This is a genomic window from Actinomadura geliboluensis (assembly GCF_043197915.1).
GTDB classification, from domain to species: Bacteria; Actinomycetota; Actinomycetes; order Streptosporangiales; family Streptosporangiaceae; genus Spirillospora; species Spirillospora geliboluensis.
In genome coordinates this window covers 52742-68766 of the sequence record NZ_JBICUA010000021.1, presented here as the reverse complement: position 1 = coordinate 68766, position 16025 = coordinate 52742, and the positions used below count along the sequence as shown (strand labels likewise).

Annotated in this window: 13 protein-coding genes; 9 read left to right on the top strand and 4 right to left on the bottom strand. The window is 75.0% G+C overall.

Features of this window, described 5'->3' with window-relative positions; translation table 11 throughout:
- The first annotated feature begins 35 nt into the window (after nucleotides 1–35).
- Genes ACGFI1_RS42725 through ACGFI1_RS42710 form a run of 4 tightly spaced genes read left to right on the top strand, consistent with a single transcriptional unit; the run spans nucleotide 36 to nucleotide 4843 of the window.
- Nucleotides 36–926, top strand: a complete 891-nt coding sequence (locus ACGFI1_RS42725) for a hypothetical protein (RefSeq protein WP_392793379.1) — start codon at nucleotides 36–38, stop codon at nucleotides 924–926.
- Nucleotides 923–2017, top strand: a complete 1095-nt coding sequence (locus ACGFI1_RS42720; RefSeq protein ID WP_138641165.1) for a hypothetical protein — start codon at nucleotides 923–925, stop codon at nucleotides 2015–2017. Before ACGFI1_RS42725 ends, ACGFI1_RS42720 begins: the two co-directional genes overlap by 4 nt.
- 7 nt (nucleotides 2018–2024) lie before the next feature.
- Entirely contained in the window at nucleotides 2025–3497 is a 1473-nt protein-coding gene (locus ACGFI1_RS42715; RefSeq protein ID WP_386875619.1) for a hypothetical protein, read from the top strand.
- Nucleotides 3494–4843, top strand: a complete 1350-nt coding sequence (locus ACGFI1_RS42710; protein ID WP_392793377.1) for an AAA family ATPase — start codon at nucleotides 3494–3496, stop codon at nucleotides 4841–4843. Before ACGFI1_RS42715 ends, ACGFI1_RS42710 begins: the two co-directional genes overlap by 4 nt.
- An 18-nt stretch (nucleotides 4844–4861) precedes the next feature.
- Here ACGFI1_RS42710 and ACGFI1_RS42705 read toward each other — a convergent pair whose 3' ends face one another.
- The gene (locus tag ACGFI1_RS42705; protein ID WP_138641168.1) at nucleotides 4862–5650 is read right to left on the bottom strand and encodes an ABC transporter ATP-binding protein; all 789 of its coding nucleotides are present in this window, start codon (nucleotides 5648–5650) and stop codon (nucleotides 4862–4864) included.
- A gap of 195 nt (nucleotides 5651–5845) precedes the next feature.
- Between ACGFI1_RS42705 and ACGFI1_RS42700 the strand changes: the two genes are divergently transcribed.
- The 3 genes from ACGFI1_RS42700 to ACGFI1_RS42690 all read left to right on the top strand — a co-directional run bounded on the left by ACGFI1_RS42700 (nucleotide 5846) and on the right by ACGFI1_RS42690 (nucleotide 7528).
- Nucleotides 5846–6361, top strand: a complete 516-nt coding sequence (locus tag ACGFI1_RS42700) for a hypothetical protein (RefSeq protein ID WP_138641169.1) — start codon at nucleotides 5846–5848, stop codon at nucleotides 6359–6361.
- A 120-nt stretch (nucleotides 6362–6481) separates the two neighbouring features.
- Entirely contained in the window at nucleotides 6482–7171 is a 690-nt protein-coding gene (locus ACGFI1_RS42695) for a thioesterase family protein (RefSeq protein WP_138641170.1), read from the top strand.
- A gap of 141 nt (nucleotides 7172–7312) precedes the next feature.
- The gene (locus ACGFI1_RS42690) at nucleotides 7313–7528 is read left to right on the top strand and encodes a hypothetical protein (protein ID WP_386875624.1); all 216 of its coding nucleotides are present in this window, start codon (nucleotides 7313–7315) and stop codon (nucleotides 7526–7528) included.
- Between the two features lie 37 nt (nucleotides 7529–7565).
- On the opposite strand, the gene ACGFI1_RS42685 is transcribed toward ACGFI1_RS42690, so the two are convergent.
- Both ACGFI1_RS42685 and pip read right to left on the bottom strand, forming a co-directional pair.
- Nucleotides 7566–9143 carry a chromosome segregation ATPase gene (locus ACGFI1_RS42685; protein WP_392793376.1) on the bottom strand — a complete coding sequence of 526 codons (1578 nt, stop codon included), beginning with the start codon at nucleotides 9141–9143 and terminating at the stop codon, nucleotides 7566–7568.
- Between the two features lie 27 nt (nucleotides 9144–9170).
- Nucleotides 9171–10172, bottom strand: a complete 1002-nt coding sequence (gene pip / locus ACGFI1_RS42680) for a prolyl aminopeptidase (protein ID WP_392793374.1) — start codon at nucleotides 10170–10172, stop codon at nucleotides 9171–9173.
- 59 nt (nucleotides 10173–10231) lie between these two features.
- Here pip and ACGFI1_RS42675 point away from each other — a divergent pair, with 59 nt between their 5' ends.
- A complete protein-coding gene (locus ACGFI1_RS42675; RefSeq protein ID WP_138638538.1) occupies nucleotides 10232–10456 on the top strand; it encodes a hypothetical protein in 225 nt (74 codons plus the stop codon).
- Between the two features lies 1 nt (nucleotide 10457).
- Here ACGFI1_RS42675 and hrpA read toward each other — a convergent pair whose 3' ends face one another.
- Nucleotides 10458–14393 (bottom strand): ATP-dependent RNA helicase HrpA, encoded by a 3936-nt coding sequence (gene hrpA / locus ACGFI1_RS42670; protein ID WP_392793373.1) that lies wholly within the window; start codon nucleotides 14391–14393, stop codon nucleotides 10458–10460.
- 209 nt (nucleotides 14394–14602) lie between these two features.
- Here hrpA and ACGFI1_RS42665 point away from each other — a divergent pair, with 209 nt between their 5' ends.
- Nucleotides 14603–16009 carry a protein kinase domain-containing protein gene (locus tag ACGFI1_RS42665; protein ID WP_392793371.1) on the top strand — a complete coding sequence of 469 codons (1407 nt, stop codon included), beginning with the start codon at nucleotides 14603–14605 and terminating at the stop codon, nucleotides 16007–16009.
- Nucleotides 16010–16025: the final 16 nt, after the last annotated feature.

The window sequence follows — 16025 nt, the reverse complement described above, 5'->3', positions numbered from 1 at the left end:
TGGAATTGTCCGGAAGCACCTGTACTGTCTGCCGCATGTCCCCGCCCCCCGGCGGCCCGACCCCCGGCGCCCCCACCCCCGACGAGCTGGAGGCGCGCATCACCGAGCTGCGCGCCGCCGTCCGGCGGGCCGTGGCCGCCGGGGACCGGCGGGAGGCGCGCGGCCTGCGCGCCCGGCTCCGCGAGGCCGAGCAGGCGTGGGACGAGGCCGTCCTCGGCGACGGCGGAGCCGACCCGGAGCCCCGCCGCGATGACCGCGGACGCAACGACCGCGAACGCGGTGGGCGCGAGAGCGGCGGACGCGGGCTGCTGCCCGTCCGCGACCAGGTCCACCAGGCGCTGACGCTGCTCGGCGCCCCCGCGGCGCCGAAGCTGATCGGGTCGGTGTACGCGGCGTTCTTCCCCGGCGAGATCGCGGGGTCCCGGCTGACGAGCCTGCGCCGCGACGAGGAGCGCTCCTTCCGCACCGCGCCGTACGCGCGGCCGTACTACCTGTGCGCCGCGCTGACCGCCGACCTGCTCGCCCCCGCGCGCGGGCTGCTCACCGTGAGCACCTGGCCGCTGGAACGGCGGATCGTCGGCCCGCTGAGCCCGCGCACCGACTTCCTCACCGCCGCGGTGCGCCTCGCCGAGCACGCCGGGCGCGGGACGCCGTCCCCGGACGTGCAGCGGCTGCTGTGGCGTTTCGCGTCCAACATTCCCGGCGCGGTCACCGGTACGGTCGGTACGGCCGATCCGGAGGCGCTCGCCGCGGCCGCCCGGGCCGAACTGGACGTGCACCGCGAACCGGACCTGCGGCGCCGCGGGGCCGCCGCGGCCCGCGCCCGGGAGCGGCTCGACGACGCGGAGCGGCTGTTCGGCAGCCGGCTGCGCGCCGTGCGGGCCTCCGGGCGGCGCCCTGCCCTCGATGGAGAGACGGACCGATGACCGACACCGCACCGGATCTGGACCGGCTGCGCGGCGGCACTCCCCCGCGCAACCACGACGCCCGCACGATCGCCGCGCTGACGTCCAATCCGGGCTGCGCCCGGCGCGGGCTGATGGACGCGGCGGGCGTCGACAAGGACGCGGTGGCGCGGGCCCTCGGGTTCCCCGCGCCGTTCGGGCAGTCGCAGTTCGCGATCACGCGCGGCAACGCGTTCGAGGCGCAGGTGAAGGCGGACGGGTGCGCGGAGCTGCTGACGCTGCTGCGCGAGCGGCTCGGCCTCGACGTGCCGGAGGTCGCCTACGACGACCTGGAGGTGGTCGCGGGCAACGAGGGCCGGGAGCTGCGGCACTCGCGGACGCGGCGGCTGCTCGCCCGCGCGCTGGAGTCGGGCGAGGGCACGCTGTTCGACCATCCGCTGCTGCGGCTGGAGATCGCCGGGTACCCGGCCTACCTGGAGCCGGACGTCATCGCGTTCCAGCTCGCGGGGCGGCTGCACGTCATCGAGATCAAGTCGTTCGCCGTCGTGGACGGGCAGGCCGAGCCGGAGCAGGTCGCGGCGGCGGCCCGCCAGTCGGCGGTGTACGTGCTGGCGCTGCGCCGGCTGGTGGCCGAGCTCGGGCACGACCCGGCGCGCGTGTCGCACGAGGTGTTCCTGGTGTGCCCGGAGAACTTCTCCAACCGCCCGACGGCGACACCGCTGGACGTGCGGCCGCAGCTCGCCGTCCTGGAACGGCAGCTCACACGGCTCACCCGGGTCGACGCGCTGCTGGCCGAGCTGCCCGACGGGCTGACGTTCGAGGCCGGCGAGGACCTGGCGGCGTCGGTCCAGGCGGTGGAGGCCCGGTACTCCCCCGAGTGCATGTCGGGCTGCGAGATGGCGCTGTTCTGCCGGGACGAGGCGCGCGCGTGCGGCGCGACGGGCGCGCTCGGCCGGTCGGTGCGCGACGACCTCGGCGGCGTCGACACGATCGGCACGGCGCTGGCGCTGGCGGACGGCTCGCTGACCCCGTCCGACGACCTGGCCGAGACCGCGGAGCAGCTGCGCGCCGCCGCGCGGCTGCGCGCCGAGGCCCTGCACGGGGCGGCGTGACCCGTCGATGAGCGCACTGTCCTCGCTCGCGCAGTTGCAGGCGGCGGCCGCGGGGGTCGCGCAGCCGCTCGCGACCGTGCGGCACTGCCAGGTGTCCGGCGCGCCGCTGGTCCTGGTCCCGCTGAAGCTGGCCGGAGAGGCGGCGGCGCCGCTCGCCGTCATGGCCGGGAGCGCGCCGGACGCCGCGACGCTGCTGGTCGTCCCGCAGCCGCGCAACCGCGACCTGCGGTTCAGGTTCGCCGCCGCGCTCGGCAGGCTCGTCCTGAACCACATCGAGACCAGCCGCGGCGAGGTGGAGCAGCTCCCGCCCGGTAAGGAGGGCGACGAGCGGATCCGGTACGGGGACGCGCCGCAGCTGCTCGTCCCGAACCGGGGCGGCGTCGCGTTCCTGCGGCTGATGGGCCGGTCCACCCGGTTCCGCAGCACGGAGGGCCCGTACGCGGTCGACCCGGCGGTGCCGGTGCTCGGCCGGTGGCTGACGTGGTTCGCCGAGCGGTTCGACCATCCCGGGTCGTCGCTGCTGATGGCGATGACGGAGGCGCTGCGGCTGCACTGGGCGACGGGCCAGAGCTCGCTGGAGGACGGCAACCTCGCGGCGCTGATGGGCTGGATCGACCCGCCCGACGGCATGGACGGCCCGGCCGCCGCGGCCCGCGCCGAAGATCCCGTGCTGTGCCCGCCCGCGGGGCCGACCACCGACCCGACGTTCGACAACGAGGTCCTCGCACCGGCGATCGCCGCCTACGACCGGGCCGGTCCGGGCTCCCGCGCCGAGGAGCGGCTGCGGGACGTCCTCGCCGGGCAGCTCACCCCGACGTGGGAGCTGATGTGGCGGGGCGTCGAGCTGCTCCGGGCGCTGCCGGAGGGCGCGAGCGTGCCGCGCCGCTGGGAGCGCGACCGGGACGCCTTCACCTATTACCACCAGACGTTCGGCGAGGCGTATCCTCAAGCGCGCCGCGACCCGCCCGTCCGCGCGGCCCGGCGGCTGCACGACCTGGAGCGCGCGCAGGACGCCTACGACGCGCAGCGGGCGTTCGACGACCCGCTGGTCATGGCCGAGCACCGGCTGGCCGGCGCGGCGTTCGGCGGGACGGTCACCGAGTGCGACCCGGCCCGGCTCGACGAGACGGGCAAGCGCCCCAAGCTGCGCCCGCTGCTGCGGGTCGGCACGGCGGACCCGGTGCGGCTCGACGTCGGGACGACCGTGTGCAGCGCGGCGCGGCCCGCGCTCAAGGGGAGGATCGTGGAGATCGCGGACGGGTCCGTGCTGCTGGAGCTGACCGGCGGGATGGGCCGCAAGCTCACGCCCGAGCCGGGCGCCGTCCCGGCGGCGGGCGCGCGGGTCTGCTTCACCTCGCTGTCGGAGGGCTCGTTCGGCGCGGCGAAGTTCCCCGACCGCGAGGACACGCCGTGGACCCACGGCGGCCCGCCCGGCGAGTACACGCCGACCGGCGAGGACGCGGAAGAGGAATGGGCGTGAGCGGGCACGCGGGCCGCCACCTGGCGCCGGTGGCGGCGGACGACCTCGACCCGTCGGCCGCGGCCGGGCGGGTCGTCGACGCCGTCCTCGCCGACCTCACGGGCGGGCACCGCGGCGTGGTCGTCGACTCGCCGCCCGGCGCGGGCAAGTCGACGCTCGTGGTCCGCGCCGCCGCGCACCTGGCCGAGGCCGGCGAGCGGCTGATGATCGTGGCGCAGACGAACGAGCAGGTCGACGACCTCATCGAGCGGATCGCGGGCAAGCACCCGGCGATCACGCTGGGGCGGCTGTCGGCGTCGGGGTACGCGCCGTCCGAGCGGGTGCTGGCGCATCCGCAGGTGCGGGTGGCGCAGAAGGCCGCCGACCTCGCCGAGCACACCGTCGTGATCGCGACGGCGGCGAAGTGGGCGACGCTGTCGGACGGCACGTGGCCGTGGGCGATCGTCGACGAGGCGTACCAGATGCGCTCGGACATGCTGCTGCGCATCGCCGGCCGGTTCGAGCGGGCGCTGTTCGTCGGCGACCCCGGCCAGCTCGACCCGTTCTCCACGGTGGAGGTCGAACGCTGGACCGGCCTCACCTGGGATCCGATGCGCAGCGCCGTCTCGGTGCTGCTGGCGCACAACCCGGACCTGCCCGTCCACCGGCTGCCGGTGTCGTGGCGGCTGCCCGCCTCGGCGGCGCCCGTCGTGTCGCGGGCGTTCTACCCGTTCACCGGGTTCCGCGCCGGGACGGGGCCGGGCGACCGGCGGCTGGAGTTCGGCGCGCGCGGCATGGGCACCACCTACGACCACGCGCTCGAAGAGGCGGCGGCGACGGGCTGGGCCCTGTACGAGCTGCCGGCGCGGCACACGCTGCGCACGGACGCCGAGGCGGTCCGCGCGACGGCGGCGCTCGCCGTCCGGCTGCTGCAGCGCGGCCCCGTCGCGCACTCCGAGCAGGGGTCGGCGCCGGTGGACGCCTCCCGCGTCGCGATCGGCGCCGCGCACCGCGACCAGGTGACGGCGATCCGCGCCGCGCTCGGCCCGCACGGCGAGGGCATCACGGTCGACACCGCGAACCGGCTCCAGGGCCGCGAGTACGACGTCACGGTCGTGCTGCACCCGCTGTCGGGGCGGCGCGACGCGACCGCGTTCCACCTGGAGTCGGGGCGGCTGTGCGTGCTGACGTCCCGGCACCGGCACGCGTGCGTGGTGGTGGCGCGGGCGGGCATCCCCGAGCTGCTGGACGCGCACCCGTCCGCCGAGCCGGTGCACCTCGGCGTCCCGGTGAAGTTCCCGGACGGCTGGGAGGCGAACCAGTCGGTGCTGGCGCATCTGTCCCGGCACCGCGTCGCGGGCGGCTGAGCCGCGGGCGGGCGGCGGCTATGCGGGCCCGGCGGTCGCGGCCCAGCGGCCGTTGTGGCGGGTGATCGTGATCGGGTGGTCGAAGCAGGCGCTGACCAGTTCCGTCGTGAGCACCTCGCCGGCCGGGCCGGAGGCGAGCACCCGCCCCTCGCGCAGCAGCAGCGCGTGGCTGGTGCTGATCGGCAGCTCCTCCAGGTGGTGCGTGACGAGCACGGTGGTCAGGTCCGGGCGGTCGGCGCGCAGCTGGTCGATGCTCTGCAGCAGCCGCTCCCGCGCGGCGACGTCGAGGCCGGTGGCGGGCTCGTCGAGCAGCAGCAGCGCCGGGTCGGGCATCAGCGCCCGCGCGATCAGCGTCCGGCCCCGCTCGCCCTGCGACAGGGTCGGCCAGCGGGCGTCCGCGCGCGCCGACAGGCCCATCAGGCCGATCAGCTCGTCGGCGCGGCGCACCTCGGCGTCGGTGGGCGTCCAGCGCGGGACGAGCTCGATGGTGCCGGTCACACCGGTCAGGACGATCTCCCGGACGGTCCGCGCCGACTCCAGGGGGTGCCGCGGGTTGACCTGCCCGATCAGCTTGCGCAGGTCGTGGACGTCGACCCGGCCGAGCCTGCGGCCGAGGATCTCCGCCGTGCCGCGCGTCGGGTGCGTGTAGGCGCCGAGGATGCCGAGCAGCGTGCTCTTCCCCGCGCCGTTCGGGCCGATCAGCGCCCAGTGCTCGCCGCGCAGCACGGTCATCGTGACGCGGTCGAGCAGCGGCCGCCGCTCGCGGACCAGATCGATCTTGTCGGCGTTGAGCACGACGTCGGACACGGGACCTCCCGATTCGATGACTCGGCATGGGGCACGCGGGGAGTGTGCGGCGCGCGCGGGGACGCGGAGGCCGGGATCGCCGGGGCGGGCGCGTCGGTGAAGATCTTCAACGTACCCGAGCGGCGCCGCCCGGTACGACGGAGGCGTCCGGCCGGATACTGTGAGATCCGGTGCCTCAGCGATCAGGGGAGGGACATGGAGGACATCGGCCTCATGTGCGCCCGCTGCGGCGGCGAGGTGCACGATGTGACGCACAACCGCGAGGGCTCGCTGGACGGCGTCGGCTACCGCCACAACCGGCGGGTCGAGCCGTGGGACCACGAGCTGGAACTGGCGGTCGGCGAGGCCCTCCCGCGCGAGCCGGGCTGCGACTTCTGCGGCGCGTCCGGGCCGAGCTGGCTCTACTACCCCACGCTCGACCCCGACGACACCGACATGTTCGAGGTCGAGCTCGACACCACCGACCTCTCCGACGACGACACCGCCGTGGCCGTCCTCAACATGCTGTATCCGTGGTACGCGTGCGACACGTGCTCGGTGCTGGTCGCCGACCGCAACATCGACCTCCTCATCGCCCGCGCCCTCGACCACACCCCCGTCCCGGCGGACGGGCCCGTCGACGAGGACACGGTCCGCGCCCGGCTCCAGGCGTCCCTCTCGGTCTTCTTCACCACGCGTCCCGGCCGGCCCCAGCCGTCCCGCGCCGTGTAGCGGCGCGGCGGGGCGCGGCAGGGGGCGCGGCGACCGCCGCACCCCCGCGGGCCGGATGTCGGTGGGGGACATTAAGATCTATGCCGTTTTGGTGAGATGAGTGCGGGCACGGGGGCGGACATGATCATTGACCGGCGGTTCCATGGGCCGGACGGGTCGGGGAACGGCGGATACGTCGCGGGGCGCCTCGCGGGGCGCGTCCCGATCGACACGGTGACGGTGACGCTGCGGCAGCCGCCGCCGCTGGACACCGAGCTGGCCGTGACGGTGGAGGACGAGCGCGGCCACAGCGTCCGGCTGTGGGACGGGGAGCGGCTGATCGCGGAGGCGCTCGCGGGGGCGATCGTCGTGCCGCCGATCGCGGCGGTCCCGTTCGAGCGGGCGCTGGAGGCGGCGGAGAAGTTCCGCACGCAGGAGAACCACCCGTTCCCGCGCTGCTTCGTCTGCGGGCCGGAGCGGGAGCCCGGCGACGGGCTGCGGCTGGAGCCGGGGCCGGTCGGCGAGGGGTGCGTCGCGACGCCGTGGGTGCCCGAGCGGGTCCCCGAGCGCGAGCTGGTGTGGGCGGCGCTCGACTGCCCCGGCGGCTGGTCGTTCGACGTCGCGGGCCGCCCGGCGGTGCTCGGCACCATGACCGCGCAGGTGATGGACGTGCCCGAGGCCGGCGAGCGGTGCGTCGTGGTGGGGCTGGCGCGCAGCCGCGAGGGCCGCAAGATGCACGCGGCGACCGCGCTGTACGGGGCGGACGGGCGGCTGCTGGGCCGCGCCGAGCAGATCTGGATCGAGATCGACCCCGAGGCCTTCGGACGCTGAGCCCGGCCCGCCGGCCGATGATCCGCAGCCGGCCGACCCCTGCCGGTTCCGCATGGATCGCGGAAATGTGTCGCCGGGCACTGTCGCCCCGGCCGGTTCCGCTGTTCAATCTGAGCTGCCGCGGATACGGAGGCGGAGCTCATGAGCGGAGACGGGTTACTCATCCTGGGGCTGGCGGCCCTGGCGATCTACACGGGCGTCCACTGGGAGCGGGCGCGGCGCAGCGTGACGGACCTGCGGCTCAGCCGCCGGCGGATCGCCACCCTGCGGCGGACGGCGGCGCGCGAGCGCGGCCACGTCATGCTGATCAGCGCCGTGGCGGTGGCCGCGTTCTTCCTGGCGGTCCGGTACGGCTGAGCCCGGGCGGCGGCCCGCCCGGGCGCGACGGCTCCCGTCAGGGGCCGGCGAAGAGGGGGTCTTCGCGGTCGACGCCGTTCAGCGGGCGGCCGTGGTTCTGCGCCTCGGCGCCCGGCACCTGGTGGCCGCCGGTGCCCGAGCCCGGCTCTCCGTTCGGTGCGGGGGCCGGGTAGGGCAGCGGCGCGCCCAGCGGGGCCATCGCACCGTTCGGCGCGACCCCGTTCTGCGCGACCCCGTTCTGCGTGACGCCGTTCTGCGTGACACCGTTCGGGGCGGTGCCGTGCGGGAGCGGGCCGCCGATCGGGGGCGGGCCGGGCGGCAGGCCGGCGGGCTGCACACCGGGGCCGTTCGGGACGCCCGGTCCGTTCGGGACGCCCGGCGGGGGCACCGGGGTGCCGCCGCCCGGCATCCGGCCGCCCTGCGGGACGCTGGACGACAGCGTGCCCTGGGTGAACTGGTCGACCTGGCGGCGGGCGCGGTCGGCCTCGGCGCGGGCGGCGTCGCGCTCCTCGGCGAGGGCGGTGAGCGCGGCCTGCTGGTCGGCGACCGACTGCGACAGGTGGCGCAGCTGCACGGCCTGGTCGTTGATCTTGCCGGTCAGCTCGTCCCGCTCCGCGGTGGCTGCGGCGGCCCGGGCCTTCGCGGCGTCGCGCTCCTTGGCGGCCTCGTCGGCGCGCGCGTTGGCGCGGACGACCTCCGCCTCGGCCTCGGACTGCGCGCGCAGCGCGGCGGTCCGCTCGGCCTCGGCCTTGCTGGCGGCCTGCATGGCGCGCTGCCGCTGCGCCTCGGTGTCGCGCATGGCGTTGCGCAGGTCCTCGGCGCCCTGCTTGGCGACGGCGGCCTCCACCCGCTGCGCCTCGGCGGCGCCCTCGGCCTCGGCGAGCTTCGCGTGCAGGCCGACGAGCTCGGCCCGCGCCGCCTCCAGCGCCGCGAGCAGCTCGGTCTCGCGAGCGGCGACCCGGTCGCGCTCGCTCTCGGCGGCGAGCTTGGCCGTCATCGACTGCTGCGCGACCTGGTGGGCCTCCTCCCAGGCCTGCTGGGCGGCGTCGCGCTTGGCGGTCGCGAGCCTGGCCTCCTCGCGGGCGCGCCCGGCGTCCTGCTCGGCCGTCTCGGCGCGCTTGCGGGCCGACGACGCCTCCTGCCACGCCTCCTCAGCCTTGCGCTGGGAGGCGTCCCGCTCGCTCTGCGCGATGGCGAGCTCGCGGGCGGCCTCGGCGCGCACCTCGGCGACCCGCCGCTCGACGCCGGCGACGCTCAGCTCGGAGGTCAGCGAGTCGGCGAGCAGGTCGGCGGCCTTCTCCAGCCGCTCGACCATCTCCCACGCCGACGCGACCTGCCCGGTGAGGCCGGGGGCGTCCCGGCCGCGGTCGCGGCGCTCGCGGGCCTCGCGGGCGCAGGCCCCCTCGTTGTCCTGGCAGTAGCGCACGGCGCGTACGGCGCCGACCGGCTGCGGGACGGGGCGTCCGCAGTTGGCGCACGGCCAGACCGCGACGGGGTCGCCCACGCGGGCGACCGCCGTCTCAGTGCTCTCCCCCGCGCCTTCGGAGACCGCGCCGCCCTGGGGAGCCGCGGCCGTCCCGGGGCCGCTATTGTCGCGCTCTTCGCTGTTAGGCATGGAATGAACCATACGCACTGACGCACGTCACCGCAGTGACTTGTGAGGCGGATGTGGGGGTGCCCACGTCGTCGAAAAGTGAGCGGCGAACGCGTCGGTCGCCGTGATGAGGCGGTCGCGCGTGCCGGGCTCGCTCCCGCCGTGCCCGGCGTCCTCGACGATGTGGAATTCCGCCTCCGGCCAGGCACGATGCAGATCCCACGCCTGGTCCAGCGGCGTCTTCATGTCGTAGCGGCCGTTGACGATCACCGCCGGGATGTGCCGGATCCGGTCGACCCCGGCGAGCAGCCCCACCGCCGGGAGGAAGCCGCCGCCCGCGATGTAGTGGTGCAGGATGCGGGCGAACGCCAGCACGACGGCGTCGTCCAGCTCCGGCGGCGTGACGGGCAGCAGCGTGTTCGCCGCCATCTCCCAGTCCATCAGCGCGCGGGCGGCCGGCATGTGCACCGCCGGGTCGGGGTCGGCGAGGCGGCGGCCGTAGGCGGCGAGCAGGTCGTCGCGCTCGGCGGGCGGGACCGCGTCCCGGAACGCCTCCCACTCGGCCGGGAACAGGTGCGCCGCGCCGGTCGGGGTGAACGCCCACGCCTCGTCGGACCGGCGGACGAGGTAGACGCCGCGCAGCACCATCGCGGCGACCCGGTCCGGGTGCGCCTGCGCGTAGGCGAGCGCGAGGGTGCTCCCCCAGCTCCCGCCGAACACCAGCCAGCGGTCGATGCCGAGGTGCTCGCGCAGCCGCTCGATGTCGGCGACCAGGTGCGGCGTGGTGTTGTGCTCCAGCGAGACCGCGTGGTCGCCGGCGTGCGGGACGCTCCGGCCGCAACCCCGCTGGTCGAACAGCACGACCCGGTACTTCGCCGGGTCGAAGAACCGCCGGTGGTCGGGCAGCAGCCCGCCGCCGGGCCCGCCGTGCAGGAACACCGCGGGCGCGCCGTCCGGGTTCCCGCAGGTCTCCCAGTAGATCCGGTCGCCGCCGCCGACGTCGAGCAGACCCGACTCGTACGGTTCGATCGGCGGATAGAAGTCTCGCAACCCCGTGCCCCCGTCATACGCCGCGATTAGTGATCTTCGGTGCACACTACCCTCTCCGCATGACGCAGCCGAGGTGCACGCAATGCGGAACCGAAGATCTGGAGCCGGGCTTCATCGAGGACGCGGGCGACCACTCCCGCGGCTACGCGCGCTGGATCGCCGGGCCGCTGGAGCGCGGCGTCTTCGGCGGCGCGAAGCGCCTGGGGCGGCAGCGCTGGCAGATCGACGCCTGGCGCTGCCGCCGGTGCGGCCACCTGGAGCTGTGGGCCGCCACCCCCGTCTGAGCTAGAGCTGGGCCATCGCCTTGCGGATGCGCTTGTCGGAGACCGGGAAGCGCGTCCCGAGCTGCTGCGCGAACAGGCTGACCCGCAGCTCCTCCAGCATCCACCGGATCTGCCGGGCGGGCTCCTCGTCGCGGCGGGACGGGTGCAGCCGCCGCAGCGCCTGCTCGTACTCCTGCGCCAGGACGTCGACCTGGTGCGCGAGCATCCGGTCGCGCCCGGGGTTCTCGGGGAGCTTGTCGAGCCGGACCTGGAGGGCGCGCAGGTAGCGGGGCAGGTCGGGCAGCCGCGCCCAGCCCGTCTCGGTGACGAAGCCGGGGTGGATCAGCGCCGCGAGCCGGCCGCGGATGTCGGTCAGCGCGGGCACGAGCGTGAGGCTCGCGGTGCCGCGCACCCGCCGGTCCACCTCGTGGGCCTCGGCGAGGATCCGCTCCACCAGCCCGACGACCTGGGCGGTCGCGTCGTGCAGGTCGGCGCGGACGCGGTCGTACAGGGCGCGGAAGCCCTCCTCGTCCCAGGCGGGCCCGCCCGCCTCGGCGATCAGCCGGTCGGCGGCGGCGGTGACGCAGTCGTCGAACAGCGCCGCGACCGAGCCGTGCGGGTTGTGGCTCAGCGCGAGCTTGCCCTGGTTGGTCAGGCGGCCCTGGACGAGCTTCACCGGGGACGGGGCGTTCAGCAGGATCAGGCGGCGCGTGCCGAGCCACATGGCGCGGCGCTGCTCGGCCTCCGTCTCGTACATGCGGACGGCGACGCTCTCGCCCTCGTCGGTGAGCGCCGGGTACGCCTTGACGTCGTAGCCGCTCTGCTTGCGCTCGTAGGTGCGGGGCAGCTCGCCGATCGTCCACTCGGTGAGGCCGGAGCGCTCGACGGTGGACGCCGCCTTCGACAGCGTCCCGCGCACCGTGCCGGCGAGGCGGCGCTTCAGCTCGTCGAGGTCGGTGCCCTCGCCGAGCGTGCGGCGCTTCTCGTCGACGACCCGGAACGTGATGCGCAGGTGGGCGGGGAGCCGGGACGGGTCCCACGCCTCGCGGGCGACGGGCACGCTCGTCATCGCGGTCAGCTCGCGCTCCAGCGCGTCCAGCAGCGGCTCGGTGCGCGGGGCGACGCGGTCGAGGACCTTGCGGGCGTAGTCGGGCGCCGGGACGAAGTTGACCCGCAGCTGCTTCGGCAGCGACCGGATCAGCTCGGTCACCAGCTCCACCCGCAGCCCCGGGACCTGCCATTCGAACCCGTCCGGCCGCACCTGGTTGAGGACCTGGACGGGGACGTGCACGGTGACGCCGTCGGCGTCGGTGCCGGGCTCGAACTGGTAGGTCAGGCGCAGCCGCAGCGGGCCCTGCTTCCACACGTCCGGGTAGTCGGCCTCGCTGACCCCGCCCGCGGTCTCGTTGATCAGCATGGACTTCTCGAACCCGAGCAGGTCGGGATCGGTGCGCCGGGCCGTCTTCCACCAGGCGTCGAAGTGCCGCCCGGACACGACGTCCTCGGGGATGCGCGCGTCGTAGAAGTCGAAGAGCGTCTCGTCGTCGACGAGGATGTCGCGGCGCCGGGCGCGGTGCTCCAGCTCCTCCACCTCGTCCAGCAGGGCGCGGTTGTCGTGGAAGAACCGGTGGTGGGTGTCCCAGTCGCCCTCGACGAGCGCGTGCCGGATGAACAGCTCGCGCGACAGCGCCGGGTCGATGCGGCCGTAGTTGACGCGGCGGTCGGCGACGATCGGCACCCCGTAGAGGGTGACCTTCTCGTGCGCCATGACGGCCGCCTGCTTCTTCGACCAGTGCGGCTCGCTGTAGTTGCGCTTGACCAGGTGCTCGGCGAGCGGCTCGATCCAGTCCGGCTCGATCTTGGCGTTGACGCGGCCCCACAGCCGGGACGTCTCGACCAGCTCCGCCGACATCACCCAGCGCGGCGGCTTCTTGAACAGCGCCGACCCCGGGAACACGGCGAACTTCGCGCCGCGCGCGCCGAGGTACTCCTGGCCGCGGCGCTGCTTGCCGTCCTTCTTCTCCGCGTCGATCAGGCCGATGTGGGAGAGCAGGCCGGCGAGCAGCGAGATGTGGATGCGGTCGGGCGGCGCGTCGGCGGTGTTGAGCGTGACGCCGAGCACCTTGGCGACCTGCTTGAGCTGGCCGTGCAGGTCCTGCCATTCGCGGACGCGCAGGAAGTGCAGGAACTCGTTCTTGCACATGCGGCGGAACGCGCTGCCCGACAGCTCCCGCTGCTGCTCGCGCAGGTAGTTCCACAGGTTCAGGTAGGCCAGGAAGTCGGAGGTGGGGTCGGCGAACCGGCGGTGCTTCTCATCGGCGGCCTGCTGGTGCTCGGCGGGGCGCTCGCGCGGGTCCTGGATGGACAGCGCCGACGCGATGACCAGGACCTCCCGCACGCAGCCGTTCTTGTCGGCCTCCAGCACCATCCGGGCGAGCCGCGGGTCGACCGGCAGCTGGGCGAGGCGGCGGCCGAGCGGGGTGAGCCGCTTGCGCGGGTCCTTCTCGGCCGGGTCGATGGCGCCGAGCTCGTGCAGCAGGTCGACGCCGGCCTTGACGTTGCGGCGGTCCGGCGGCTCCACGAACGGGAACGCGGCGATGTCGCCGAGGCCGAGCGAGGTCATCTGCAGGATGACCGACGCGAGGTTGGTGCGCAGGATCTCCGGGTCGGTGAACTCGGGGCGGGACTCGAAGTCCTCCTCGGAGTACAGCCGGATGCAGACGCCCTCGGACACCCGCCCGCAGCGGCCCTTGCGCTGGTTCGCCGACGCCTGCGACACCGGCTCGATCGGGAGCCGCTGCACCTTCAGCCGGTGGCTGTAGCGGGAGATGCGGGCGGTGCCGGGGTCGACGACGTACTTGATGCCGGGGACGGTCAGCGACGTCTCGGCGACGTTGGTCGCGAGGACGACGCGCCGCCCGCGGTGCGGCTGGAACACCCGGTGCTGCTCGGCCGCGGACAGCCGCGCGTACAGCGGCAGCACCTCGGTGGTGCCCTTCTGCCGCGTGAAGTGCTTGGTCAGCGCGTCGGCGGTGTCGCGGATCTCCCGCTCGCCGCTGAGGAACACCAGCACGTCGCCGGGGGCCTCGCGGCCCAGCTCGTCCACCGCGTCCACGATCGCCTGGATCTGGTCGCGGTCGGGGTCGGCGGACGGGTCCTCCGGGTCGATGACGGGCCGGTACCGCACCTCGACCGGATAGGTGCGGCCCGACACCTCCACGATCGGCGCGTCCCCGAAGTGGGCGGAGAACCGCTCGGGGTCGATGGTCGCCGAGGTGATGATCACCTTGAGGTCGGGCCGGCGGGGCAGGATCTCCTTGACGTAGCCGAGCAGGAAGTCGATGTTCAGGCTGCGCTCGTGCGCCTCGTCGATGATCAGCGTGTCGTACTGGCGGAGCAGCCGGTCGGTCTGGATCTCGGCGAGCAGGATGCCGTCGGTCATCAGCTTGACGAGCGTGTCGTCGCTGGAGCGGTCGGTGAACCGCACCTTATAGCCGACGGTGTCGCCGAGCTCGGTGCCGAGCTCCTCGGCGATGCGGTCGGCGACCGTCCGGGCGGCCAGCCGGCGTGGCTGGGTGTGCCCGATCGAGCCGAGCACGCCCCGGCCGAGCTCCAGGCAGATCTTGGGGATCTGGGTGGTCTTGCCGGACCCGGTCTCGCCCGCGACGATCACGACCTGGTGGTCGCGGACCGCGGCGAGGATGTCGTCCTTCTTCTGCGCCACCGGCAGCTCGGCCGGGTAGCCGATCGCGGGCACGGCGCGGCGGCGCCGCTCGACCCGCCGCTCGGCGGCCTCGACGTCGGCGGCGATCTCCTCGGCGACCTTCGCGCGGCGCGCCGCGTCCCGCATCTTCTGGACGCCGTCGATCCGGCGGCGCAGCCGGTGCTGGTCGCGGAGCATCAGCTCCGGCAGGCGCGCGCGCAGACCGGCGAGCGGCGATTTCACACTCGTCCCCATAACCATCGACAAGGATAGGGTTCCAGGCTCCCCGGCCTCGCTGACCCCACAACCTTCGCACCGTAGCCGGAACGCCCGGCGCTGGGCGATCCATTTTCCCGCCGTTACAACACCGCCGCCCGGAACCGCATTCCGGGCGAGCACGCTGCGTCGTCATTCATTCACGGAAAGTCCTCCCTTCGAGGTCCGGCTCCGTCATCATGGGTGAAGTGGAACCCCCGACCACCGCGGGCCGCCACCGGATCGACCGCCTGCTCGGCTCGGGCGGGTTCGCCTCGGTCTGGCTCGGCCACGACCCGGACCTCGACGCCCCCGTCGCGATCAAGATCCTCGGCGAGCACTGGACGCTCCGCGCCGACGTGCGGGAGCGGTTCGTGCAGGAGGCGCGGCTGCTGCGCCGCGCCGACTCGCACCGGCTGGTGCAGGTCTTCGACATCGGCGAACTGCCGGACGGGCGGCCCTACTTCGTGATGACCTACGCCGACCGGGGCACGCTCGCCGACCGGCTGGCGGGCGGCCCGCTCCCGGCGGACGAGGCGCTGCACGCCGCGCGGGAGATCGCGCGCGGCGTGCAGGACCTGCACGACCTCGGCATCGTGCACCGCGACCTGAAGCCGTCCAACGTGCTGCTGCGGTCGGCGCCGGGCGGCGGCGAGCGGCTCATGATCGCCGACCTCGGGATCGCGCGCAGCGGCGACCACCTGTCCTGCCTGACGCTGCCCGCGGGCTCCCCCGGCTACATGGCCCCCGAGCAGGCGCAGGTCGACGGGGCCCCCGACCACCGCGCCGACGTGTACGGCCTCGGCGCGCTCACCCACCACCTGCTGACCGGGGAGCCGCCCGCGGTGCCCGCGCGGCCGCCGAGCGCGGCACGGCCCGCCGTCCCGCCCGCCGTGGACGCGGTCGTGCTGCGCGCGCTGGACCCCGACCGCGAGCGGCGCTGGCCGTCGGCCGCCGGGTTCGGGGCCGCGCTCGCGGGCGCCGCCGCGACCGGGGCCGGCACCGCCACCGCTCCCGCCGAGGCGGGCGGGCGGCGGGCCCGGCACCGGTCGCTGGCCGCCGCGACCGCGCTGGCCGCCGCGGCGACCGCCGCCGCCGGGACGTACTGGGCGCTCGCCGGGCCGGCGGGCGGAGCGCACCACCGCCCTGCGGACCGGTGGCTGCGGGCCGGCTCCGACGTCCCCGACCGGTACCGCGGCCTGATCGTCCAGGCGGGGACGTGGTGCCGGATGCCGGGGCTGAGCCCGGCGCTGATCGCGGCGATGCTGAAGGCGGAGAGCGGCTTCGACCCGCACCTGTCCGACCCGGCCAGGGACGAGTACGGCATCGCCCGCTGGACGCCGCGGGTGCTGGTGTTCTGGCAGCCGGGCGGGCTCGACAACCCCGAGCCCGCCCCGGGCCGGATCACGCCGGAGCTGTCGATCCCGGCGATGGGCCGCTTCCTGTGCTTCTGGGGCAAGGACCTGAAGAACGTGCCGGGCGACCCGGCACTGAACCTCGCCGCCACCTACCGGACGTCGTCCAAGACGGTGGTGAAGGCGGGTGGTGTGCCCGCCAAGGTCAGGCCCTACACCGACCTGGTCCGCCGCTACTTGGACGACTACCGGCCGCGTTAGCGCCGCGTCCGGCCGG